This window comes from Streptomyces sp. B15, assembly GCF_018070605.1.
Classification (GTDB): domain Bacteria; phylum Actinomycetota; class Actinomycetes; order Streptomycetales; family Streptomycetaceae; genus Streptomyces; species Streptomyces smyrnaeus.
On sequence record NZ_JAGPXJ010000102.1, the window covers coordinates 1 to 22063 of the forward strand.

At 71.6% G+C, this 22063-nt stretch carries 22 protein-coding genes and 7 tRNA genes; 18 read left to right on the forward strand and 11 right to left on the reverse strand.

From position 1 onward, the window contains the following. A partial coding sequence (locus KBY19_RS30950) for a serine/threonine-protein kinase (protein WP_247691611.1) occupies nucleotides 1-1187 on the reverse strand: 1187 nt, incomplete at its 3' end. A 636-nt stretch (nucleotides 1188-1823) separates the two neighbouring features. Between KBY19_RS30950 and KBY19_RS30955 the strand changes: the two genes are divergently transcribed. The 3 genes from KBY19_RS30955 (at nucleotide 1824) to KBY19_RS30965 (ending at nucleotide 3704) form a co-directional block, all read left to right on the forward strand. Next, the gene (locus KBY19_RS30955) at nucleotides 1824-2033 is read left to right on the forward strand and encodes a hypothetical protein (RefSeq protein ID WP_099878760.1); all 210 of its coding nucleotides are present in this window, start codon (nucleotides 1824-1826) and stop codon (nucleotides 2031-2033) included. A 217-nt stretch (nucleotides 2034-2250) separates the two neighbouring features. Continuing rightward, complete coding sequence (locus KBY19_RS30960; protein WP_185016322.1) at nucleotides 2251-3279, forward strand: aminoglycoside phosphotransferase family protein; 1029 nt, start codon at nucleotides 2251-2253, stop codon at nucleotides 3277-3279. A 92-nt stretch (nucleotides 3280-3371) separates the two neighbouring features. Next, on the forward strand, nucleotides 3372-3704 hold the full coding sequence (locus tag KBY19_RS30965) for a zf-TFIIB domain-containing protein (RefSeq protein WP_180289885.1): 333 nt from the start codon (nucleotides 3372-3374) through the stop codon (nucleotides 3702-3704). 55 nt (nucleotides 3705-3759) lie between these two features. On the opposite strand, the gene KBY19_RS30970 is transcribed toward KBY19_RS30965, so the two are convergent. From KBY19_RS30970 to KBY19_RS30990, 5 genes are all read right to left on the reverse strand, one after another. Further along, nucleotides 3760-3834: transfer RNA gene (locus KBY19_RS30970), tRNA-Val, on the reverse strand. 1 nt (nucleotide 3835) lies between these two features. Then, nucleotides 3836-3907: transfer RNA gene (locus tag KBY19_RS30975), tRNA-Val, on the reverse strand. Nucleotides 3908-3931: 24 nt separating this feature from the next. After that, nucleotides 3932-4006, reverse strand: a tRNA-Val gene (locus KBY19_RS30980). Nucleotide 4007: 1 nt separating this feature from the next. Next, nucleotides 4008-4081: transfer RNA gene (locus KBY19_RS30985), tRNA-Cys, on the reverse strand. Between the two features lie 32 nt (nucleotides 4082-4113). Continuing rightward, a tRNA-Gly gene (locus KBY19_RS30990) sits at nucleotides 4114-4186 on the reverse strand. A 168-nt stretch (nucleotides 4187-4354) separates the two neighbouring features. Between KBY19_RS30990 and KBY19_RS30995 the strand changes: the two genes are divergently transcribed. From KBY19_RS30995 to KBY19_RS31005, 3 genes are read left to right on the forward strand one after another with little or no spacing between them, the layout of a single operon-like run. Beyond that, nucleotides 4355-5440, forward strand: a complete 1086-nt coding sequence (locus KBY19_RS30995) for a chorismate-binding protein (protein WP_185016321.1) — start codon at nucleotides 4355-4357, stop codon at nucleotides 5438-5440. Nucleotides 5441-5477: 37 nt separating this feature from the next. After that, on the forward strand, nucleotides 5478-6299 hold the full coding sequence (locus KBY19_RS31000) for an aminotransferase class IV (RefSeq protein ID WP_185016320.1): 822 nt from the start codon (nucleotides 5478-5480) through the stop codon (nucleotides 6297-6299). A 41-nt stretch (nucleotides 6300-6340) separates the two neighbouring features. Next, nucleotides 6341-7204 carry a GNAT family N-acetyltransferase gene (locus KBY19_RS31005; protein WP_210967177.1) on the forward strand — a complete coding sequence of 288 codons (864 nt, stop codon included), beginning with the start codon at nucleotides 6341-6343 and terminating at the stop codon, nucleotides 7202-7204. 10 nt (nucleotides 7205-7214) lie between these two features. On the opposite strand, the gene KBY19_RS31010 is transcribed toward KBY19_RS31005, so the two are convergent. Then, on the reverse strand, nucleotides 7215-7742 hold the full coding sequence (locus KBY19_RS31010; protein WP_099878750.1) for a DsbA family protein: 528 nt from the start codon (nucleotides 7740-7742) through the stop codon (nucleotides 7215-7217). Between the two features lie 103 nt (nucleotides 7743-7845). Between KBY19_RS31010 and KBY19_RS31015 the strand changes: the two genes are divergently transcribed. Both KBY19_RS31015 and KBY19_RS31020 read left to right on the forward strand, forming a co-directional pair. Continuing rightward, nucleotides 7846-8328: a hypothetical protein gene (locus KBY19_RS31015; RefSeq protein WP_210967178.1), complete on the forward strand. Its 483-nt coding sequence runs from the start codon at nucleotides 7846-7848 to the stop codon at nucleotides 8326-8328. A 180-nt stretch (nucleotides 8329-8508) separates the two neighbouring features. Next, nucleotides 8509-8670, forward strand: a complete 162-nt coding sequence (locus KBY19_RS31020; RefSeq protein ID WP_019360026.1) for a hypothetical protein — start codon at nucleotides 8509-8511, stop codon at nucleotides 8668-8670. 33 nt (nucleotides 8671-8703) lie between these two features. Here KBY19_RS31020 and KBY19_RS31025 read toward each other — a convergent pair whose 3' ends face one another. Together KBY19_RS31025 and KBY19_RS31030 are read right to left on the reverse strand one after the other, a co-directional pair. After that, nucleotides 8704-9276: a CGNR zinc finger domain-containing protein gene (locus tag KBY19_RS31025; RefSeq protein ID WP_099878744.1), complete on the reverse strand. Its 573-nt coding sequence runs from the start codon at nucleotides 9274-9276 to the stop codon at nucleotides 8704-8706. 199 nt (nucleotides 9277-9475) lie between these two features. After that, on the reverse strand, nucleotides 9476-9889 hold the full coding sequence (locus KBY19_RS31030) for an SsgA family sporulation/cell division regulator (RefSeq protein WP_026005227.1): 414 nt from the start codon (nucleotides 9887-9889) through the stop codon (nucleotides 9476-9478). 199 nt (nucleotides 9890-10088) lie between these two features. Between KBY19_RS31030 and KBY19_RS31035 the strand changes: the two genes are divergently transcribed. The 7 genes from KBY19_RS31035 to KBY19_RS31065 all read left to right on the forward strand — a co-directional run bounded on the left by KBY19_RS31035 (nucleotide 10089) and on the right by KBY19_RS31065 (nucleotide 15115). Next, a complete protein-coding gene (locus tag KBY19_RS31035; protein WP_099878742.1) occupies nucleotides 10089-10445 on the forward strand; it encodes a TIGR02611 family protein in 357 nt (118 codons plus the stop codon). Nucleotides 10446-10491: 46 nt separating this feature from the next. Continuing rightward, nucleotides 10492-10563, forward strand: a tRNA-Val gene (locus KBY19_RS31040). Between the two features lie 67 nt (nucleotides 10564-10630). Next, entirely contained in the window at nucleotides 10631-11098 is a 468-nt protein-coding gene (locus KBY19_RS31045) for an SRPBCC family protein (protein WP_307843670.1), read from the forward strand. Between the two features lie 48 nt (nucleotides 11099-11146). After that, a tRNA-Val gene (locus KBY19_RS31050) sits at nucleotides 11147-11218 on the forward strand. Nucleotides 11219-11414: 196 nt separating this feature from the next. Next, entirely contained in the window at nucleotides 11415-12332 is a 918-nt protein-coding gene (locus KBY19_RS31055) for a hypothetical protein (RefSeq protein WP_099878737.1), read from the forward strand. Between the two features lie 173 nt (nucleotides 12333-12505). Continuing rightward, nucleotides 12506-14488: a threonine--tRNA ligase gene (gene thrS / locus KBY19_RS31060; protein ID WP_099878735.1), complete on the forward strand. Its 1983-nt coding sequence runs from the start codon at nucleotides 12506-12508 to the stop codon at nucleotides 14486-14488. Nucleotides 14489-14575: 87 nt separating this feature from the next. Further along, nucleotides 14576-15115 (forward strand): HIT domain-containing protein, encoded by a 540-nt coding sequence (locus KBY19_RS31065; RefSeq protein ID WP_099878732.1) that lies wholly within the window; start codon nucleotides 14576-14578, stop codon nucleotides 15113-15115. 4 nt (nucleotides 15116-15119) lie between these two features. On the opposite strand, the gene KBY19_RS31070 is transcribed toward KBY19_RS31065, so the two are convergent. Further along, nucleotides 15120-16793, reverse strand: a complete 1674-nt coding sequence (locus KBY19_RS31070; protein ID WP_099878730.1) for a hypothetical protein — start codon at nucleotides 16791-16793, stop codon at nucleotides 15120-15122. Nucleotides 16794-17055: 262 nt separating this feature from the next. Next, a complete protein-coding gene (locus KBY19_RS31075; RefSeq protein ID WP_210967180.1) occupies nucleotides 17056-19254 on the reverse strand; it encodes an elongation factor G-like protein EF-G2 in 2199 nt (732 codons plus the stop codon). A gap of 223 nt (nucleotides 19255-19477) precedes the next feature. On the opposite strand from KBY19_RS31075, the gene pgsA reads away from it, so the two are divergent. The 3 genes from pgsA to KBY19_RS31090 all read left to right on the forward strand — a co-directional run. After that, the gene (gene pgsA, locus KBY19_RS31080) at nucleotides 19478-20191 is read left to right on the forward strand and encodes a phosphatidylinositol phosphate synthase (protein WP_099878726.1); all 714 of its coding nucleotides are present in this window, start codon (nucleotides 19478-19480) and stop codon (nucleotides 20189-20191) included. Further along, nucleotides 20188-21150 carry a phosphatidylinositol mannoside acyltransferase gene (locus KBY19_RS31085; protein ID WP_210967181.1) on the forward strand — a complete coding sequence of 321 codons (963 nt, stop codon included), beginning with the start codon at nucleotides 20188-20190 and terminating at the stop codon, nucleotides 21148-21150. The genes pgsA and KBY19_RS31085 overlap by 4 nt, the downstream gene beginning before the upstream one ends. Continuing rightward, on the forward strand, nucleotides 21147-22063 hold a 917-nt coding region (locus tag KBY19_RS31090; protein ID WP_210967182.1), incomplete at its 3' end, for a glycosyltransferase family 4 protein. The genes KBY19_RS31085 and KBY19_RS31090, both read left to right, overlap by 4 nt.

Consider the following 22063-nt stretch of genomic DNA (forward strand, 5'->3'; position numbering starts at 1 on the left):
GAGGGGCGGCGGGCCGGGCGCTCCCCGCCCCTCCGGGCGGCGTTGCCGGTCACATGTCCCGCGTCCCGCGAGGGCCGCGGCGCCCGCGAGGAGCCGGGCGCGGTCGGCCGGGGGGTGCGCGGCGTCGAGGCGCGCGGCGCGCTCGCCGCCCGCTCGCGCTCCCGGCCGGCACCGCTGCGCTGGGTGCGCTGCTGCGCGTGGTCCCGTGGCCGCCGCTCGCCGGCCGGCGGCTCGTGCCGCCGGTCGGGTACGGGTCTGCCGGGCGCGGATCCACCGGTCACCGGCCGGGTGCCGGCGCCCGGCCACTCGCCGTGCTCGGCGGCCCGGCCGCCGCCCAGCGTCGCGTCCCCGCCCTCGGACAGGCCGCGAGCCTCCCGCGCGGCGATCTCCTTGAGCCGCAGCGAGAGCTGCAGGGTGCTGGGCCGGTCCTCCGGCGACTTGACCAGGCAGGCGTGGATCAGCGGGGCCAGCGCGGCGTGCACGGCGTCCAGCTGCGGCTCCTCGTGCACCACGCGGTAGAGCATGACCTCCGAACTGCCCTGCCCGAACGGGGAGTCCGCCGTCGCCGCGTACGCCAGCGTGGCGCCCAGCGCGAACACGTCGGTGGCCGGGGTGACGGCCGCTCCCCGCACCTGCTCGGGCGCCAGGAAGCCGGGGGAGCCGACCGCGGTGCCGACGTGTGTCAGCGTGCTCGCGCCCGTCGCCCAGGCGATGCCGAAGTCGATGATGCGCGGGCCCTTGGGGGACAGCAGGATGTTCGAGGGTTTCAGATCCCGGTGCACGACACCCGCCTCGTGCACCGCGACCAGGCCCTCGGCGAGCGCCGCGCCGATCGAGGCGACCTGCGCGGCGGGCAGCGGACCGCCCTGGTGCACCTTGTCGTGCAGCGAGGGACCGGGAACGTACTGGGTGGCGAACCAGGGGCGCTCGGCCTCCAGGTCGGCGGCCACCAGCCGGGCCGTGCACCCGCCGCGGATGCGCCGCGCGGCCGATACCTCACGGGCGAAGCGGGAGCGGAACTCCTGGTCCTCGGCCAGATCCGGCCGGATCACCTTCAGCGCGACCCGCTGGCCGCGCCGGTCCGAACCGAGGTAGACCACGCCCATGCCGCCGGCTCCCAGGCGCCGGTGGAGCCTGAACGAGCCGACGACTCGCGGGTCCTCGCGCCGGAGCCGCATCATCGCCATGTCCGTTCCTACCTCCGGTGTCCGGTGGGCGAGTGCCCCACCTCCGGCGCCCGATGGGGGAGCAGCCCACCGCCGACCGGTCCGTCTGACGACCACAGCTTACGGACTGCCGTGGCAAGGCGACGATAGGCCGCGCACGCGGCGCCAGACGGAATGTCAGAGCCCGGTTGACGACGGAAATATCGTTCGGCGCGCCGGTCGCGCGCGCCCGCGCGCCCCGCCCCCGCGCCCTCAAAGCCGGGGCGGGGCACGATGTTTGACGCTGTGACGGATGAAGGGTCGGGGTGTGGCCACCCACGGCCGGGACCGTGTGCGGCCCTGGGTGGCCGGGCAGGGCCGCGGCTGCCGGGCCGGAGCGCACGGGCGGCGGGGGAGTGAGAGAACTCACCCCTCGGGGTGTCCGAGCGACCGAGCGGCGGTACCCCCTGGGGGAAGACCCTGGCAAGGCTGACGGTGCCTCCACCCTGGGGAGTAGCCGGCCTTGCACCACGTCATCCTTCGGGAGGCCCCCGAGTCGGTACGCGCGCATGACGCCGTGGGCCACGCCCTTGCCTAATGTTGTGGTCAAGCGGCGGACGCAGCACTCGTCCCCCGAGGTCAGACGTCCGCCGCCCCAGACAACGATCAGGAGCGGACATGGCACACACGGCTGGGCGCACCACGCCCACAGGGAAGGGAAGGCTCTCGGCACTCGCCGACCTCGGCACCCGTCCCGGCGGCCGTCGCCATCCGCTGGTGGCAGCCGCCATGGTGCTGCCGCTCGCCCTCCTCCTCGGCCTCGTCACGGGCTGGGGTCGGATGGTGGTGACACAGGCGTCGTCCGTGGCCGGAATGCTGGGATCCTGAGCGATCCCAGGCCCGGTGGAGCGGACCGGGTCGGGGACTTCCGGCTTTACAGCCCCGTGGGGACGGGGGTGCGGCGGACGGCACGAGGCCCGGGTAGCTGGGGAGCTACCCGGGCTCTCGCGTATCCCACCCCCTTCGTCCACAGGGCCGCGCGGCGGGGCAGGTGCTCGCCGTACGTCGTGCCGTACGTCGTGGTCGTCGACCCCTTGGAGTTCTCGTGGCCCTCCCCGACACCCCCGCCCGGAGCACGGCGCTGCACCGGGCCCTCGGTGAGCTCGCCGGGGGCCCCGAGGGCTGCCCCGGTGACGTGCTCGCCGAGCGCGCCGACGGCGTCGTCGTGCGGGTCGGCGACCGCGTCGCCAAGGCGCACGCCCCGGACGCCGATGTCGGGCCGCTGGACGTACGGCTACGGGTCGCGGCGGCCGCCGCGTACCGGGGGGTGCTGCTGCCCCCGGCCTCCGACGGCGGGACGGTGGCGCTGTCCAACGGGCGGATCGCCAGCGTCTGGCCGTACGGGACCCCGGTGGACCCGGGCGACGCGGCAGCCGCCCCCTGGGAGGCGGCGGGCGCACTCCTGGCCCGGCTGCACACCGCGCCGCTCCCTCCCGCCACCCAACTCCCCGGCCCGCTGCCGCCGATGCGCGGCCCCACCAAGGCGGCCCGTGCCCTGGCGCGGATGCGGAGCGCCCCTCAGGGCAGCCACGCGGCGGCGGCCGACGTGGTCGAACGGGCCTGGGCCGTACTGCCGCCGTGGTGCCGGGACGAGGAGCCGCCGCCCGACGCCCGCACCCTGTGCCACGGGGACTTCCATCTGGGCCAACTCGTCCGGTACCCACGGCCCGACGGCCCTTGGCAGCTGATCGACGTCGACGATCTGGGCCTGGGTGATCCGGCCTGGGACCTCGCGCGTCCCGCTGCCTGGTACGCGGCCGGGATGCTGCCGACCGCCGAGTGGCAGCGCTTCCTCGGCGCGTACGCCCGTACGGCGCGGGCGGCTCTTCCGGCGCGCACCGTACGCACAGCCCGGGCCGACGGCGTCCCGTACGGCCTGGCCGGTCCCGACCCGTGGCCGTATCTCGACGCGCCCGCCCGCGCGTTGACGGTGCAGGGCGCGGCGCTCGGCGTCGCCAAGGCCCGTACCGAGGGGCGGTCGCTGGATGAGGCGGAGGAGGCGTGCGTGGCCGCATGCGCCCGGATCGCCGCCCTCTTCGAACGAGGCGAACTCCCCACGCCGCAGGGGTCGTAGGGTGGTGCCCCGGCCGGCCGCGGCCGGTGGTGTCCGGTCACCGGTGAGCAGAACCGGTGGGCAACCGGGAGCGAGAGGAAGCCGACGTCATGATGCAGTGTCCCAAGTGCGGTGCGCCCATGCGCACGTACAACCGCAACGGTGTGCAGATAGAACAGTGCGACAACTGCCGGGGAATCTTCCTCGACTACGGTGAGCTGGAGTCCCTCACCAGGCTGGAGGCTCAGTGGGCGCAGTCCGCACCGCCGCCGCCCGGGCCGCAGGCACCGCAGAGTCCGCAGGCATACCCCGCCGGCCCGGCCTGGGGTGCCCCGCACCACGGCCAGCACGGCCACGGCTCGCACGGTCACGGCCACCACGGTCATGGGCATCGTGGAGGGCACCACGACCAGCGCGGCTTCGGACGGATGCTCTTCTCCTCCTGAGCCCTCCCGGCGCACAAGAGGGCCCCGGCGAAACCGCCGGGGCCCTCCTACGTACTGGTGGACGATACTGGGATTGAACCAGTGACCTCTTCCGTGTCAGGGAAGCGCTCTCCCGCTGAGCTAATCGTCCGTGCGCGGTACTGGGATTGAACCAGTGACCTCTTCCGTGTCAGGGAAGCGCTCTCCCGCTGAGCTAACCGCGCGGAAGGTCCGGTGGTGACCGGACCTGGTGGACGATACTGGGATTGAACCAGTGACCTCTTCCGTGTCAGGGAAGCGCTCTCCCGCTGAGCTAATCGTCCTTGGAGGTGGAGACGGGATTTGAACCCGTGTAGACGGCTTTGCAGGCCGTTGCCTCGCCTCTCGGCCACTCCACCAGGTGCGGGGGTCCGGGAGGTCCCCCACGTCGAGCGGACGACGAGATTCGAACTCGCGACCCTCACCTTGGCAAGGTGATGCTCTACCAGCTGAGCCACGTCCGCAGTGCCTGTTCCGGGCCGTGCCCGGGAGGCCGCCCCCGCTGCGCTTGCGCGCCTCGGCGACGTGTTGAACTTTAGCGGATTCCCGGGCCAGCTCAAATTCCGTTTCCGCAGCGTGGCCGCCCAGCCGTCCGCGAGGCGGCGGCTCACCGGCCCCATAGACTCGAAACCGTGTCCGATCTGACCCCGCTCGCCCGCTTGGGCGGCAGCCTTGCCACCGACCTGCGCGATGTGACCAGCGACCCCGAGGCGCTCGACTCCTCGGGCTGGTGGGCCGTCGTCGCCGACTACGAGGGAGGGCTGTGCTGCGCCCGCTTCGGCGATGTGCGCCCCGCCCCGCTCCCGGCCCCGGTCCCGGGCAGCTGGCGAGGGCCCGCGACCGACAGCTGGACCAGCTCGCTGGACCGGGCCGCCTACACCGAGGGCGTACGGCGGATCCGCGCCGCCATCGGCACGGGCGACGTCTACCAGGTCAACCTCTGCCGCGTCCTGTCCGCGCCGCTGCCCGACCCCTCCCCGGGGGCCAGTGACATCGACCAGCTCACGGCCCGGCTCGCGCTGGGCACGCCGGCGGCGTACGCGGGCACCGTGCGCCTCCCCGCGCACGGTGTCGAGATCGCGACCGCCTCCCCCGAGCTGTATCTGCGCCGTACGGGACGCACCGTCGAGTCCGGCCCCATCAAGGGCACCGGCCGTTTCGCGGCCGACCTGGGGGAGAAGGAGCGGGCCGAGAACGTGATGATCACCGATCTGGTCCGCAACGACCTGGGCCGGGTCTGCGTGCCGGGGTCCATCACCGTTCCCCAGCTGTGCGCGGCCGAGCCCTACCGCGGGCTGGTCCATCTGGTCTCCACCGTCCGCGGTGAACTGCCCGGAACCGGGCAGGCCCCCGGCGCCGGAGCGTGGGCGCGGCTGCTGGAGGGCACCTTTCCACCCGGTTCGATCACCGGAGCGCCCAAGTCCAGCGCCCTGCGGCTGATCGACGCGCTGGAGACGGTGCCCCGCGGCCCCTACACCGGGGGCATCGGCTGGGTCGACGCCGACCGGGGCGTCGGCGAGCTGGCCGTGGGGATACGCACCTTCTGGATCGAGCGGGACCACCCGCGCGCGCTGCTGCGCTTCGGCGCCGGCGCGGGCATCATCTGGGACTCCGACCCGGAGCAGGAGTGGCGGGAGACCGAACTGAAGGCTTCCCGGCTGCTCGCGGTAGCGTCGGGGGAGAACGACGGCCAACAGACCGCGGCGCACGCCCGGTGACACAGCGGCCCCCAGCGGCTCCCCGAGGTGAACAGCAGTGAAGATCTGGCTCGACGGCGGACTGCGGGACGCACACAGCGCGAACGTCTCCGTGCTCGACCACGGGCTGACGGTCGGCGACGGCGTCTTCGAGACCATCAAGACCACCGACGGCACGCCGTTCGCCCTCACCCGGCATCTGCAGCGGCTCGCCTCCTCCGCACGCGGCCTCGGGCTGCCCGAGCCCGACCAGGACGAAGTACGGCGGGCCTGTGAGGCGGTCGTCCTGGCGAACCCCATGCCGTACGGCAGGCTGCGGATCACCTACACCGGTGGCCTCTCCCCGCTCGGCTCGGACCGGGGCGAGGCCACGCCCACCCTCGTCGTCGCCCTCGGCCAGGCGACCCGCAGGCCGGACACCACCTCGGTCGTCACCGTCCCCTGGACCCGCAACGAGCGCGGCGCGATCACCGGGCTGAAGACCACCTCGTACGCCGAGAACGTCGTCGCACTCGCCCGCGCCCGCCAGCACGCCGCCACCGAGGCACTGTTCCCCAACACCCACGGTCAGCTGTGCGAGGGCACCGGCTCGAACGTCTTCGTCGTCCTCGACGGCGAACTGCACACTCCGCCGCTGTCCTCCGGCTGTCTGGCGGGCATCACCCGCGCGCTGGTGCTCGAATGGGCCGGCGCCCGTGAGACGGAACTGCCCATGGACGTGCTGGAGCGGGCCGATGAGGTCTTCGTGACCTCCAGCCTGCGCGACGTCCAGGCCGTGGCGCGGCTGGACGGCCGCACCCTGCCCGGCGCTCCCGGCCCGGTGACCGCCAAGGCGATGCGGGTCTTCGAGGAGCGCTCGGCGGCCGACATCGACCCGTGAAACCGGTGGTGCGGCCCTCGCCCGGCGGGTAGAACCGGACCGTGACGACCACCCTGCGCCCCACCGGTCCCGAGAGCCGCACTGCCGACGGCAGGCGCTCCCGGACCTACGAGATCCGTGTCAACTCCCGCCCGGTGGGCGCTGTCGACCTCGCCGGCCCGCCCGACGACGGGCCCGCCTTCGGTCGGCTGGGGCGGCTCCATGTCGATCTGGGCGAGAGGCGACGGGGCAGGGGCACCGTCGCGGCGCTGGCCGCCGAGGAGATACTGCGGGGCTGGGGCTGCACCCACGTGGAGACGAGCGTCCCGGAGCCCGCCGCGGCGGACGGCAGCGAGGCGGAGCCACCCGTGGGTGTCCGCCTGCTGAATGCCCTGGGCTATGCGGAACGCAGCCGTCACATGATCAAAGAGCTGGGCGAGCGCCCCGGACTGCCGACCGGCAGCGCCGTCAGAGCGCTGACGGAGGCGGAGTTCGACGCATGGTGGGCAGCGGGCTCCGCCACCTTCGTCGATACCCTGGTCACCTGGGGCTTCACCCGCGAACAGGCCACCGCCAGGTCCGCGGCCGTCCGGCGCACGCAACTGCCGGACGGCGCCGCCAGCTCCGGCGCCCGGCTGAGCGTCCTCACCTGCCGGGGTACCGACGTCGGGACGCTGTGGCTCGGCTTCACCGGGCTGCCCCGCAGCGATGTGGGCGCCTGGGTCTACGACGTCAATGTGATACCCGAACGGCGTGGGGAAGGCCATGGGCGTTCCCTCATGCTGGCCGCCGAGCGCATCTGTGCGGAGGCGGGGGCCGCCCGCCTGGGGCTCAACGTCTTCGCCGACAACCCCCGCGCCCGGCGGCTCTACACCTCGCTGGGCTACCGCCTGGTGGAGCGGTTCCACGTCAAGGCGCTGCTGTAGCCGGGCGCACTCACTGCTGGAGCAGCCGGTCGGCGATCTCCTCGATGCGCTCCCGCAACCCGTCCTGGCTCTTGCCGCCGTCCAGCCGCTGCCCGTCGATGACGTACGTCGGCGTGCCCTTCACTCCGATCGCCTTGCCCTCGGCCTGGTCGGCGTCCACCACCAGCAGATGCCGGCCGTCGATCAGCGCGGAGGAGAACTCCTCGGCGTCCAGGCCCAGTTCGCGCGCGACCTCCACCAGCAGCTCCTCACCCCGTTCGCGCAGCTCCCCGGTGCGCGCCAGTACCGCCTCGGCGTACTGCTGGCCCTTGCCCTGCTCGTAGGCCTCCTCGAAGGCCTGGGCAGCGGCGTAGGCGTGCTTGTTCTTCTCCAGCGGGAAGTGCCGCAGCCGGATCTCCAGCGCGTCGCCGTACCGCTCGCGCAGCGCCCGCAGGTCGGCCTGGGCCCGGTGGCAGTCCGGGCACTGCAGCTCGCACCACACGTCCAGCGTCGCGTTCGGCCGGAGGTGCGTGGTGCCGGAGTCGGTGGTGTTGTCCATGGTCACAGTCTCTCAGCCCCGAGGAGGGCCCCGACCCCGAGATCTCCCTGAACCGCGGACCGGGCCATGGCCGCCACCCCCCGCCCGGTGCGACGATGGAGACATGCTCACCACCACCGTCTGCGCCGCGCTCTCCGCGGCGGGCCTCGCCGTCGCCTTCCTGACGGCGTGGCGGCGCCGCTTCGCCGCCGCCACGTGCCTCGCCGCCGTCGCGCTGGTGCCGGTCGGGCTGGCGATGTCCGGACTGGTCGGCCTCGGCGGCAAGATCGGCAGGGCGTTCGGCAGCTGGGCGGCCGACCTGGTGCTCAAGCCGACCGTCTGGGCCGGTTTCGCCGTGCTCGCCTGCGCCGTCGTGCTGTGGATCATCGGCCGTGCCGCCGCCGGCCGTGCCGCGTCCAAGCGCGCCGACCGGCCGTCCCGCGCCACGGAGCCCGCCGCCGGGACGCCCGCTCTCGGGTCCTCCGGCCCGCCGGCCACCCAGCGCCAGGCCAAGCCCGAGAAGAGCAGGTCACGCAAGAGCGAGCCCGCCGCACCCGGCGAGGACTTCTCCGACATCGAGGCCATCCTCAAGAAGCACGGCATCTGACCGGCCCGGCAGCTGACCGCCCCGGGCTCCGGCAGCCCCGGCAGCGCGCAGGTCCGGTGTCCGGCGGGCGTGGCTCTAACATGCCCGCGGTGACGGAAGCGGGCCTTTGGCCGGAAACCACCGGAAAAGGGGGCAAGCAGTCCGGCGGGGTCCCGGGGGCTGCGACATGATCGCGGCGAGATGGACACAACGCCGAACTCCGCGATCGAGCTCGACGAGCTGCCGCCCTCCGAGCCCAAGGGATGCCTGTACGCACTCTCCCAACCGCCGCTGATGCTGTTCCTCGCGGTGATCGCCGTGTTGATCGGTGCGGCGGGGGCGCACGACCTGCTGTTGCTGTGAGCTCCGAAGTGCGCGGGCGGCGCCCTGGAGCGGTCAGCCGCCGGGGGTGGCCTCGGCCGACTCCCGGCGGCGGGCGCGGTAGGCGGCCACATGGAGGCGGTTGCCGCAGGTACGGCTGTCGCAGTAGCGGCGGGAGCGGTTGCGGGACAGGTCGATGAAGGCCCGTCGGCAATCCGGAGCCGAACAGCGGCGCAGCCGGTCGAGCTCTCCGGAGACCAGGACGAACGCCAGCGCCATTCCGCAGTCGGCCGCCAGGTGCTGGGCGACGGAGGCGTCCGGCGCGAAGTAGTGGACGTGCCAGTCGTAGCCGTCGTGGTCGGTCAGCTGTGGCGTGGTCCCGGCCTCCGCCACCAGTGCGTTGATCAGCCCGGCCGCCGTACGCGAGTCCTCCGCGGCGAACACCTGCGCGAAGCGCTCCCGTACCTCCCGTACGGCCCGCAGATCCTCCTCGGTGAGCGTGCCGACGCCGCTGACGTCGTTGCGCTCGACGTAGATGCGCAGGTCCGCCACGGACATCAGCGTGTCGGGGGTGTCGCCGTCCGCCATGGTGTTCAGCAGTTCGACCGCCTGGTCGAGCGCACACCGGGTGTCGTGGTTGATCTGCACGGGCCGCTCCTGCCGTGTCCGGGAACCTCTCCGGCCTGATGCGGAAGCCTAGTCGCTGCGCCGCCCGTGGGAGCCGGTCGTTTCCGGACGGTGGTCACCCCGTCGCAGTGTGCCGTTACACGAAGCGGTGCCGTGGCACACGGCTGCCGGAGACCGTCGGCCGTCGCCCCGAGTCGGACGGCCGCGGTGACCGGCGGTCTCAGCTCTCGGCGAGGATGTGCGAGAGCTCGGTGTCGAGGTCGAAGTGGCGGTGCTCGGTACCGGGCGGCACGGCCGCGTCGGTCCGCTTGAGGAAGGATTCCAGTGCCCGCGCCGGGGCCTCGAGCAGGGCCTCGCCCTCCGGAGAGCTGAGGGCGATGCATGCCACGGACTGGCCGTGGCTGCGGGACGGCCAGACTCGGACGTCCCCGGTGCCTGTGGGCCGGTGCAGGCCCTCGGCCAGGAGGTCGCGGGCGAAGACCCACTCCACGGTCTCCTCGGCACCGGTGTGGAAGGTGGCGTGCACGGCGTAGGGGTCCGCCGTGTCGTACCGCAGGCCCGCTGGTACAGGCAGTGAGGACTCGCTCGAAACAACGAGGCGCAGGTGCAGCTCACAGCTCACCGTTGTGTTCATAAGCGCCAGGGCCTTTCGCTCAGTGTGCGCTCGGGGATTCGCACGTCGGCGCAATCGACATGCCACCTACGCGCCGGTTGTAAACCCCTCTGACTGATTTGTACGGAATCGAATCCTTCGTACGGCTCTTATAGGTTTGAGGCGTACGGCCGATCCAGTGAACCGACCTCACCGAAAGGTGTCAGGTACCTTGTCCCTCATGACTGCGGAGAGTGACGCGATGCCGCGTGAAATCCGGGAGGACAAGCCGCTCGGCTCCCGTGCGCCGAGATTTGTGCAGGCTTCCCGGCCGCTGCACATGAGCTGGCGTGTCGTGATCTTCATCGTCGGCCTGGCGATCGTGGTCGGCGGCATCATCATGCTGCCGCTTCCAGGCCCGGGCTGGTTGGTGATCTTCGGTGGGATGGCCGTGTGGGCCACCGAGTTCGTCTGGGCGCAGCACGTCCTGCGCTGGACCAAGCGCAAGTACCACGAAGGTACCCAGTGGCTGAAGGAGCGCCGGACCGCCCGCAAGGAGCGCAAGCTGGCCAGGAGAGCGGAACGACGGTCTCGCTGATGGTCATGAGCACCCGCTGACATGCGGTAATGTTGAGCGCGCCAGCGGGCGATTAGCTCAGCGGGAGAGCGCTTCGTTCACACCGAAGAGGTCACTGGTTCGAACCCAGTATCGCCCACTCGATGCACCGGGGCCCGGAAGCGACCAGCTTCCGGGCCCCGAAGCGTTGCGGGGGAGATGAGCGCGTGGGCCGGGACCGGAACCACTATCGCTTCCGTACGGCATGGAAGATCCAGGCTCCGCCAGGACATGTCTACGCCGTACTGGAACGCGCCGAGCGGTATCCCGAGTGGTGGCCGCAGGTGCGCCGGCTCTCCCGCACCGGCGAGGACAGCGCGACGTTGCGTATCCGCTCCGCACTTCCCTATGAACTCTCCGTGACTCTGCGTCCCGTTCGGCGCGACCCGGCAGCCGGAATACTCCAGATACGCATGAGCGGCGACATGGACGGCTGGGCCCGCTGGACCATAGGCCCCGGCTCCGCTGCGGGCACCTTCGTGGTCTTCGAGCAGGAGGTGGAGGTCAACAAGCGGCTGTTGCGGGTCTGCGCCGTCCCCGGCCGCCCCCTGTTCATCGCCAACCACCGGCTGATGATGCGCAGCGGTCTGCGCGGCCTGCGGGCCCTGCTGGAAAGGGGTTTGGATGAAGAGTGAGACGCACTGTATTGTTCTGCCGTACCGCCGCACGAGGCGGAACACCCGGGGCGATTAGCTCAGTGGGAGAGCGCTTCGTTCACACCGAAGAGGTCACTGGTTCGAACCCAGTATCGCCCACCCCGTGTTCGTAAGAGCACCAGAGGCCGGACCGTCAGCAGACGGGACGGCCTCTTGTGCTTGTCTTCCGCCTCTTGTTGCCTATCTCCGCTTCCTCACCTCCCCGACCTCCCGCTTCTCGTCCCCGAAGTGGCCGTTTGCGGCACCGATCCGTGGTCAGGAGAAGGAGGGAAGTGGCCGGGACACGGAGAGCGTGATGCGAGTCGCCGCCGACGACGATGAAATCCACTGGAGACGCGAACTGCCCGCGAGCAACACGGCAGCCACTTGGCGCGCCCGGCAGAAGCTGGGCACGGCAGCCCGGGCGATGCTGCGCGCCGGTGCCCTGGCCGCCCAGCGGGTCACCGGCTTCCACGGGGCGCGCGGCGAACGCCGGGCCGACGCCTTCGCCGAGCGGGTGCGCTACGAGGAGAGTGCCGAGAAGGGCGGCGCGGGCCGGCTGCTGACCGCCCGCGTCCCTGCGGGGCCGCAGGACGGCAGCCGGGAACTCGCGGTGCTCAGCCGCGCCCTGCGGGCAGCCGCCGACGCGGTGTCCCGCTATCGCGCCACCGGCGCCACGGAGCACTTCGACGCCGCTGTGGCCGACGGCTGCTGCGCCGAACTCACCGAATCCCTCTGCCAATTGGTACGCGGCACGGAGAGCGTGCAGATCACCCTGGCCTGGTCCCGGCAGGCCGGAACGCCGCCGGGCTGCCCGCAGCGGCCGCTCCCCGTCGTCTTCACCCCCGGCGATCTGCCCGCACTGGAACAGGCCGGGCGGCACTACGAGCGTGCCGAGCCCTCCGTCCCCGTACGGGTGACCGGCACCGTGGTACGGCTACGCCGCGCCCGGCCCGACGGGCCCGGGTCGGTACGGCTGGACGTGCTCGCCGGGGCCGACGTCACCCAGGTACGGGCCCGGCTGGACGAGGAGGGCTACCGCCGCGCCGTCCACGCCCATCTGGCGGGGCTGCCGCTGCGGATCGCCGGGCTGCTGGAGAGCAGAGGCGGCTTCCGGCGGCTCAGCGGCGCGTACGACGTCGCCCCTGTGCCGGTGCCCGAGGCGGCGCGGGAGCGGCTGCTGAAACGACTGCGCAACGACCTCGACGAATTCGAGCGCGGCATGGGCAGCTGACGGGCCCTGGCCGCGATCCCGCACGTGCCGCCACCGCCGTACGGGAAGGTCCCGGGGCCGTGACCGTTTCGCGGTCGGGGGGCGTTGCTCGGTACGATTCGACGGCGCGGCGCATGTCCGCGCTCACGGCGTGGCGACGGCCGCGCGTCCCAGGTGAGAGTCAGGAGAGACCGGTGTCAGATGTCCGTGTGACCATCCAACGCGATTCCGAGCGGGAAGAGCGCGTGGTGACGACGGGCACTACGGCCGCCGCGCTCTTCGAGGGCGAGCGTTCCGTCGTCGCCGCCCGCGTCGCCGGAGAGCTGAAGGACCTCACCCATCCGCTGGCCGACGGCGACGAGGTCGAACCCGTCGAGATCACCAGCGACGACGGCCTGAACATCCTGCGCCACTCCACCGCACACGTGCTGGCGCAGGCCGTCCAGGAACTCTTCCCCGAGGCGAAGCTCGGCATCGGTCCGCCCATCAAGGACGGCTTCTACTACGACTTCGACGTCGCGGAGCCCTTCACCCCCGACGATCTCAAGCGCATCGAGAAGAAGATGCAGCAGATCCAGAAGCAGGGCCAGCGCTTCTCCCGCCGCGTCACCACCGACGAGGCCGCCCGCGAGGAGCTGGCGGACGAGCCGTACAAGCTGGAGCTGATCGGCCTCAAGGGCAGCGCGGCGGACGCCGCCGAAGGCGCCTCGGCCGAGGTCGGCTCCGGCGAGCTGACGATCTACGACAACCTCGACGCCAAGAGCGGCGAGCTGTGCTGGAAGGACCTGTGCCGGGGCCCGCACCTGCCCACCACCCGGCTGATCCCCGCCTTCAAGCTGATGCGCTCGGCCGCCGCCTACTGGCGCGGCAGTGAGAAGAACCCGCAGCTCCAGCGCATCTACGGCACCGCATGGCCGACCAAGGACGAGCTCAAGCAGTACCTGGAATTCCTCGCCGAGGCCGAGAAGCGCGATCACCGCAAGCTCGGCACCGAACTGGATCTCTTCTCCATCCCCGAGGAACTGGGCTCCGGCCTCGCCGTCTTCCACCCCAAGGGCGGTGTCGTCCGCAAGGTGATGGAGGACTACTCGCGCCGGCGGCACGAGGAGTCCGGCTACGACTTCGTCAACACGCCGCACATCACCAAGGAGCGGCTCTTCGAGATCTCCGGGCACCTGCCGCACTACGCGGAGGGCATGTTCCCGCCGCTGGAGTTCGACGAGCAGAACTACCGCCTCAAGGCGATGAACTGCCCGATGCACAATCTGATCTTCCGTGCGCGGGGACGCTCCTACCGCGAGCTGCCGCTGCGGTTGTTCGAGTTCGGCACGGTCTACCGGTACGAGAAGTCCGGCGTCGTCCACGGACTCACCCGCGCCCGCGGCTTCACCCAGGACGACTCGCACATCTACTGCACCAAGGAGCAGATGCCGGATGAGCTGGACAATCTGCTCACCTTCGTCCTCAACCTGCTCCGCGACTACGGTCTGAGCGACTTCTACCTGGAGCTGTCCACCCGCGACCCCGAGTCGGACAAGTTCATGGGCACCGACGAGGAGTGGGAGGAGGCCACCGAGGCACTGCGGCAGGCCGCCGGGAAGCAGGGCCTGGAACTGGTCATGGACCCGGGCGGCGCCGCCTTCTACGGGCCGAAGATCTCCGTCCAGGCCCGGGACGCCATCGGCCGCACCTGGCAGATGTCCACCATCCAGGTCGACTTCCAGCAGCCCGCCCGCTTCGGGCTGGAGTACACCGCGGCCGACGGCTCGCGCCAGCAGCCCGTGATGATCCACCGTGCCCTCTTCGGCTCCATCGAGCGGTTCTTCGCCGTCCTGCTGGAGCACTACGCGGGCGCCTTCCCGGCGTGGCTCGCCCCGGTGCAGGCGGTCGGCATCCCGATCGGCGACGACCACGTTCCGTACCTGACGGAGTTCGCCGCCGCCGCGAAGGCCAAGGGGCTGCGGATGGAGGTCGACTCCTCGTCGGACCGGATGCAGAAGAAGATCCGCAACGCGCAGAAGGCGAAGACCCCGTTCATGGTGATCGCGGGCGACGAGGACATCGCCAACGGCGCGGTCTCGTTCCGCTACCGGGACGGGTCGCAGAAGAACGGCATCCCGCGTGACGAAGCCATCGCGGAGATCCTCGACGCCGTGGAGCGCCGCATCCAGGTGTGAGCGCACAGCGCCGAAGGGGAGGGGCGGTCCCGTCGAGGGGCCGCCCCTGCTCGTGTCCGGCGCCGTGCGGCGCATAAGCTGGCCGGCATGACGAGCGAGCCGGAGCAGCAGATCGGAGTGGGGGCGCCGGACCAGTTCCAGCGCCTGTGGACGCCCCACCGGATGGCCTACATCCAGGGCGAGAACAAGCCGAGCGGCCCCGGTGCCGAGGACGGCTGCCCGTTCTGCACCATCCCGGAGAAGTCCGACGCGGACGGCCTGATCATCGCCCGCGGCGAGTACGTCTACGCGGTGCTCAACCTCTACCCGTACAACGGCGGCCACCTCATGACCGTCCCCTTCCGGCACATCGCGGACTACACCGAGCTGGACGACGCCGAGACGCTGGAGCTGGCGGAGTTCACCAAGCACGCGATGACGGTGCTGCGCCGCGTCTCCGGAGCCCATGGCTTCAACATCGGGATGAACCAGGGCTCGGTCGCCGGGGCCGGTATCGCCGCCCATCTGCACCAGCACGTGGTGCCCCGCTGGGGCGGCGACACCAACTTCATGCCGGTGGTCGGCCATACGCGGGTGCTGCCGCAGCTCCTCGCCGACACCCGCGCGATGCTCGCCGAGGCGTGGTGACCCCTCAGGCGTCGTAGACGTCCGCCTTGAAGGGCTTGGCGTCCTGGACGGCGGCGCTGAGGTTGAGCGAGCGGCTGCCGAACTTCTCGACGTTGCAGCCGTTCTCCTCCAGCACCTTGATGGCGGCCGCGTGCACGACGCGCAGTACGGGTGTCGCCGCGCGCATCGCGTCGTCCGCCATGAACCGGTGCCGCCAGGGCTTCTTCGCCCAGGCGTGCCGCAGGCCGAACGGCTCGGGCAGCGAGAGCTTGCCGCCGAGGAAGTCCAGCACGGGAGGGAACCAGGTCAGCGGGGCGCGGGCGGCGAGGCGTACGACCTCCTTGGTCTCCACCAGCGGCAGCTTGACCGTGCGCGTCTCCCAGAACTTGACGCTCTTGGCGACCTCCTTGGTCTTGGCCTTCGGGCCGCTGGTGAACAGCCCGTCGACGGGACCGAGGGCGTGCCCGGTGACCTCGATGCGCAGTGTGTGGTGCAGCACGGTGACGGAGATCAGCAGGGTGATCACCAACTGGCCGTCCCAGAGCACGAACTGGACGCCCAGATAGTGCCGGTTGCCGGCGCCGAACTGCTGCTCGTTGCAGATGCGCTGTATCTCGAAGTCCTTGATGCGGTAGCCCTCGACCTCCTGGCCGTCGGGGCGCTTGACCTCCTTGGCACCCTCGGCGATGGGGGAGACGACCCAGTGCCGTATCGAGGGAGTGGGGAAGCCACCGGTGTGCAGCGGGCCGCGCTCCAGCAGGCGGAGCTGATCGTGGATGGAGCGGACGACGTCCCAGCTGCGGAACGGATTGATCTCCTCGCCCTCGCGCGCCGGGGTCAGCTCTTCGGCGAGCTGCCAGCTGCCCCAGCGGGTGCCCATGCCAAGTATCCCCTTGGGGCCCGCGTAGTAGACCAGGTTGCTGGCCTGTTCGGCGGCGACCTTGGCCAGCCCGAGCCGGATGCGTTCGGCGCCCGCGTCGCCGGGGTCCTGGGGAACGGCTTCGGGGATCTTGGCGCCGACCCCCGCGCCGCCCAGCAGGCTCTGCCACCGGCTGCGCAAGTCCTTGGCGTACCGCTCGCAGATCTGTTTGGCCCACACCCCGCCGATGATCGGCGCGACCAGCATGGCCCGCAGATAGATGCCCCAGAAGCCGCTGACCGGCAGCTTGATCGCGAACAGGACGACCAGTGCGCCCACGGCGACCAGCACCACCATGCCGATGGCGCCGGCGCGCTTGTCCTTGGACCCGGCGATCATGCGGCGCAGCTGGAAGGCGAGCAGCCACAGCAGCACGCCGGGCAGGAACAGCAGTCCGAAGAGGGCCATCACCATGGTCAGTCGCGCATCGCGCTGCTTGCGCACCCGGGTGGCGGCCAGGCAGTGCTCGACCACGGACTGGGGCTCGATGCCGAAGGACTGGATGAGCGGCTTGCGCGCGCCGCCGAGCAGCCGGGTCTGCACGGCCCGGGAGAACGCTTCGCCCAGGTTGGGTTCGAACAAGGAGAGCCGGGGCTTTTTGAAACTGGCCTCGGGGTTGGCCGCGACGAGCTTCTCGACCTCGTCGTCCCGATAGGCGGCCGAGGCCAGCGCCTGGGTCGCCGCCGTCTGGCCGCCCGCCCCCGAGATGGGCACCTGGGCGCCCGGGGTGAACTCGGCTGCCACATCGGGCTGGCTGCTGAGATCGTCGAATCCGGCCACTGGGCCCCCACTCCGTTCGGATCTGGCTCGCGGCACCCGGTGCCGACTCCGGCGCAGGACCGGTGAGGTGCCGCCGACCACGACAGACGGCTGCCCAACTGCCGTGGTCCGCACACATCTTGCCTCAGCGAATGCGAACCGTCTGCCCCTGCCCGTCAACCGCCGTCCGCGGTCCGTCCGTGGCTGTGGGGGCACCTCCCGGCCGAAGGCTGGGGGAGCAGTTCCCCGCCCGGGGGGCGCACACCCCCGTGCGGGGCAGGCTCTAGTTCGAGACCTCCAGGATGCGCGCCGCCTGCTGCTGGGGCATCGGCTCGTGGCGGGCGTACGCACGCGAGAAGCGACCCGTGCCGTGCGACATCGACCGCAGGTCGATCGCGTACCTGCTGATCTCGATCTCGGGCACCGAGGCGCGCACGATCGTGCTGCCCGGCCCGGCCTGCTCGGTGCCCAGCACCCGGCCGCGCCGGGAGGACAGATCGCTCATCACGGCGCCCACGTACTCGTCCGGGACCTGGACCTCCACCTCGGCGACCGGTTCCAGCAGGTGGATCCTGGCCTGGGCCGCGCACTCGCGCAGGGCGAGTGCGCCCGCTGTCTGGAAGGCCGCGTCGGAGGAGTCGACGGAGTGCGCCTTGCCGTCGACGAGTGTGATGCGCACGTCCACCAGCGGGTGGCCGGCGGCCACGCCCTTGGCCGCCTGGGCACGGACGCCCTTCTCCACCGAAGGGATGAATTGGCGGGGCACCGCGCCGCCCACCACCTTGTCGACGAATTCGATGCCGGACCCGCCCGGCAGGGGTTCTACGGTGATGTCGCAGATGGCGTACTGACCGTGCCCGCCGGACTGTTTGACGTGCCGTCCGCGCCCACTCGCGGACGAGGCGAAGGTCTCCCGCAGCGACACCTTGTGCTCGACGGTGTCCACCTGCACGCCGTAGCGCGCCCGCAACCGTTCCAGTGCGACGTCCCGGTGGGCCTCGCCCATGCACCACAGCACGAGTTGGTGGGTGTCCGGGTTCTGCTCCAGCCGCATCGTCGGGTCCTCGGCGACCAGCCGGGCGAGGCCCTGGGAGAGCTTGTCCTCGTCGGCCTTGCTGTGCGCCTCGATGGCGACGGGCAGCAGCGGATCGGGCATCGCCCAGGGTGCCACCAGCAGCGGATTGTCCTTGGCGGAGAGGGTGTCGCCGGTCTCGGCCCGGCCGAGTTTGGCCACGCATGCCAGGTCTCCGGCGATGGCCGCGTCCAAGGGGCGCTGGTGCTTGCCGAAGGGCGCGGACAGGGCGCCGATCCGCTCGTCTGCTTCGTGAAGGGCGCGGTCCTCGTGGCCCTGGTCGGCCAGCCCGTGCCCGGAGACGTGCACGGTCTCGTCGGGGCGCAGCGTGCCGGAGAAGACGCGGACCAGGGAGATCCGGCCGACGTACGGGTCGGAGGAGGTCTTGACGACCTCGGCGGCCAGCGGTCCGGCCGGATCGCACTCGAGGACGGGGCGCGGCTTGCCGTCCGGGGTGGTGACGGCGGGTATCCCGTGCTCCTCGGGCGTCGGGAATCCGCCGGTGATCAGTTCCAGCAGTTCGATGGTGCCCAGACCCTGCTTGGCGCCGTCGGCGGGGGGTGCGGCGGCCAGCACGGGGTGGAAGGAGCCGCGGGCGACGGCCTTCTCCAGGTCCTCGATGAGTGTCTTGACGTCGCAGTCCTCGCCGCCGAGGTAGCGGTCCATCAGCGACTCGTCCTCGCTCTGCGCGATGATGCCCTCGATCAGCCGGTTTCTGGCCTCCGTGACGAGCGGCAGATGTCCCTCGTCCGGGTCGCGTTCGGTGCGCCGGCCGTTCCCGTAGTCGAAGAGGCGCTGGGTGAGCAGCCCGATCAGGCCGGTGACCGGCGCCGTGCCGTCGGAGCGGCGTTCGCCGAGTGCGGGCAGGTAGAGGGGGACGACCGTGTCCGGGTCGTCGTCTCCGAGCACCTGCCGGCAGACGGTCGTCATCTCGTCGAAATCGCCGCGTGCGGCGTCGAGGTGGGTGACGACGATGGCGCGGGGCATTCCGACGGCCGCGCACTCCTGCCACACCAGTCGGGTGGCCCCGTCCACGCCGTCGGCGGCCGAGACGACGAAGAGGGCGGCGTCCGCGGCCCGCAGCCCGGCCCGCAGCTCGCCGACGAAGTCCGCGTAGCCGGGGGTGTCGAGGAGGTTGATCCGGATGCCGTTCCAGGCGACGGTCACCAGGGAGAGCTGGACGGAGCGCTGCTGCCGGTGCTCGATCTCGTCGTGGTCGGAGAGCGAGGTGCCGTCCTCCACCCTGCCGGGCCGGTTGATCGCGCCCGAGGCGAGGGCGAGGGATTCGACCAGAGTCGTCTTGCCGGCTTGGCTGTGGCCGACCAGTACCACGTTGCGTATCGCGGCGGGATGGTCGGCCGCTGCTGCCCTGCCGGCGGCTCCGGGGTGTGCGTTCGCTTTGTCGGCCATGTGTCCCGCCTTCCGGTTGTCACCTGCTGGAGCACGCTGGAGGGGCCGAGCGGTCGCGAAGACCACGGTTCTTCCGAGCTTTACACCGCTGCCGACAGGCGTCCATACGTGGCACACGGCGCTACCCGACCGTGTGCGCCGAGTGCTTCCGGCGCGTGACTACGATGGGCCACCCGGTGGCCACACCGTCATCCGGCTCGCCCTCGACGTACCAGGGACGGTCATGCTGAACAAGTACGCGCGTGCGTTCTTCACGCGTGTCCTCACCCCCTTTGCCGCGTTGCTGCTGCGCCGGGGCGTGAGTCCCGATGCCGTCACCCTGGTCGGCACCCTCGGAGTGACGGCCGGAGCCTTGATCTTCTACCCGATCGGGGAGTTCTTCTGGGGCACTGTCGTCATCACACTGTTCGTCTTCTCGGACATGGTGGACGGCAACATGGCGCGGCAGCTGGGCCGCTCCAGCCGCTGGGGGGCCTTCCTCGACTCCACGCTCGACCGGGTGGCGGACGCGGCGGTCTTCGGCGGTATCGCGCTGTGGTACGCGGGGCGCGGTGACGACCTGGTGCTGTGCGCGGTGACGCTGTTCTGCCTCTCCAGCGGGCAGGTCGTCTCGTACACCAAGGCGCGCGGCGAGAGCATCGGACTGCCGGTCGATGTGAACGGCCTCGTCGAGCGGTCCGAGCGGCTGGTGATCACCCTGGTGCTCGCGGGCCTCTCAGGCTTCGAGGCCACGTTCGGCGTCCCCCACATCGGCGTGCTGCTGCCGATCGCCCTGTGGGTGGTCGCGGTCGGCAGTGCCGTCACCCTCGGTCAGCGGGTGGTGACGGTACGCCGTGAGGCCGCGGAGGTGGACGAGGCGGAGCAGAACCGGGCTGCCGCCGAGGAGCAGCAGGCCGCGGCGGGGGACGAGGCGGAGGAGAAGGGGAGGACCGCTTGAGCGCGCTGCGCGACCGGCTCACCGACTCGCTCTACGGGCTGGGCTGGGCGGGGGTCAAGAAGCTGCCCGAGCCCGCGGCCGCGGCGCTCGGCCGGCAGCTCGCCGACACGGTGTGGCGGCGCCGCGGCAAGGGCGTCACACGGCTGGAGGCCAACCTGGCCCGGGTGGTGCCGGACGCCTCGCCCGCCCGTCTGCGGCAGCTCTCGCAGGCGGGCATGCGCTCGTACCTGCGCTACTGGATGGAGTCCTTCCGGCTGCCCTCCTACAGCGAGCAGCACGTCCTGGACTGCGTCGACGTGGAGAACGTGCACCGGCTCACCGACGGGCTCGCCTCCGGGCGCGGCGTCATACTGGCGTTGCCGCACATGGCCAACTGGGACCTGGCCGGCGCCTGGGCAGTGGCCGCGACACGGCAGCCGTTCACCACGGTCGCCGAACGCCTCAAGCCGGAGAGCCTCTACGACCGGTTCGTCGCCTATCGGGAGAGCCTGGGCATGGAGGTGCTGCCGCACGGTGGCGCCTCCGCGCTCGGCAAGCTGGCGCGCAGGCTGCGCGCGGGCGGCTTCGTCTGCCTGGTCGCCGACCGTGATCTGTCCGCGAGCGGGATCGAGGTCGAGTTCTTCGGCGAGGCCACCCGGATGCCCGCGGGCCCGGCGCTGCTGGCCCAGCAGACCGGCGCCCTGCTGCTGCCCGTGACGCTCTGGTACGAGGCGCCGCCGCGGATGAAGGCCAGGGTCCACGAGCCGGTCCCCGTGCCGCAGCTCGAGGGGCGCCGGGAGCGGACCGCGGTCATGACGCAGGCCCTCGCCGACATCTTCGCCGCGGGCATCGCCGACCATCCGCAGGACTGGCACATGCTCCAGCGCTTCTGGCTCGCCGACCTGGAGCCGGGGCCCGGGAGGACACCGGGGGAGGCCGCGGGCCCGGCCCCGGCCGCGGGTGAGCGGGGAACAGGATGAGGATCGGCGTCGTCTGCCCCTACTCGTGGGACGTGCCCGGCGGCGTCCAGTTCCACGTCCGCGACCTGGCCGAGCATCTGATCCGGCTGGGCCACGAGGTTTCCGTGCTGGCGCCCTCGGACGACGAGACGCCGCTGCCCTCCTACGTCGTCTCGGCGGGGCGCGCCGTGCCGGTGCCGTACAACGGTTCGGTGGCGCGGCTGAACTTCGGCTTCCTGTCCGCGGCCCGGGTGCGCCGGTGGGTGCACGAGGGCGACTTCGATGTGCTGCACATCCACGAGCCGGCCACCCCCTCGCTGGCGCTGCTGGCGTGCTGGGCGGCGCAGGGGCCCATCGTCGCCACGTTCCACACGTCCAATCCGCGCTCCCGGGCGATGATCGCGGCCTATCCGATCCTGCAGCCCGCGCTGGAGAAGATCAGTGCCCGGATCGCGGTGAGCGAGTACGCGCGCCGCACCCTGGTCGAGCACCTGGGCGGTGACGCGGTCACCATCCCCAACGGGGTCGACGTCGGCTTCTTCGCCGACGCCGAGCCCAAACAGGAATGGCAGGGCGGGCCGGACGGTCGCACGATCGGGTTCATCGGCCGGATCGACGAGCCCCGCAAGGGGCTGCCGGTGCTGATGAAGGCGCTGCCCGCCATCCTGGAGGCGGCACCGGGCACCCGGCTGCTGGTCGCGGGGCGGGGGGACGAGCAGGAGGCGGTCGCCCAGCTCCCGCGCGCGCTGCGGGAGAGTGTCGAGTTCCTCGGCATGGTCAGCGACGAGGACAAGGCCCGGCTGCTGCGCAGTGTGGACCTCTACGTGGCGCCCAACACGGGCGGCGAGTCCTTCGGGATCATCCTGGTGGAGGCCATGTCCGCCGGAGCTCCGGTGCTCGCCAGCGACCTGGACGCCTTCGAGCAGGTGCTCGA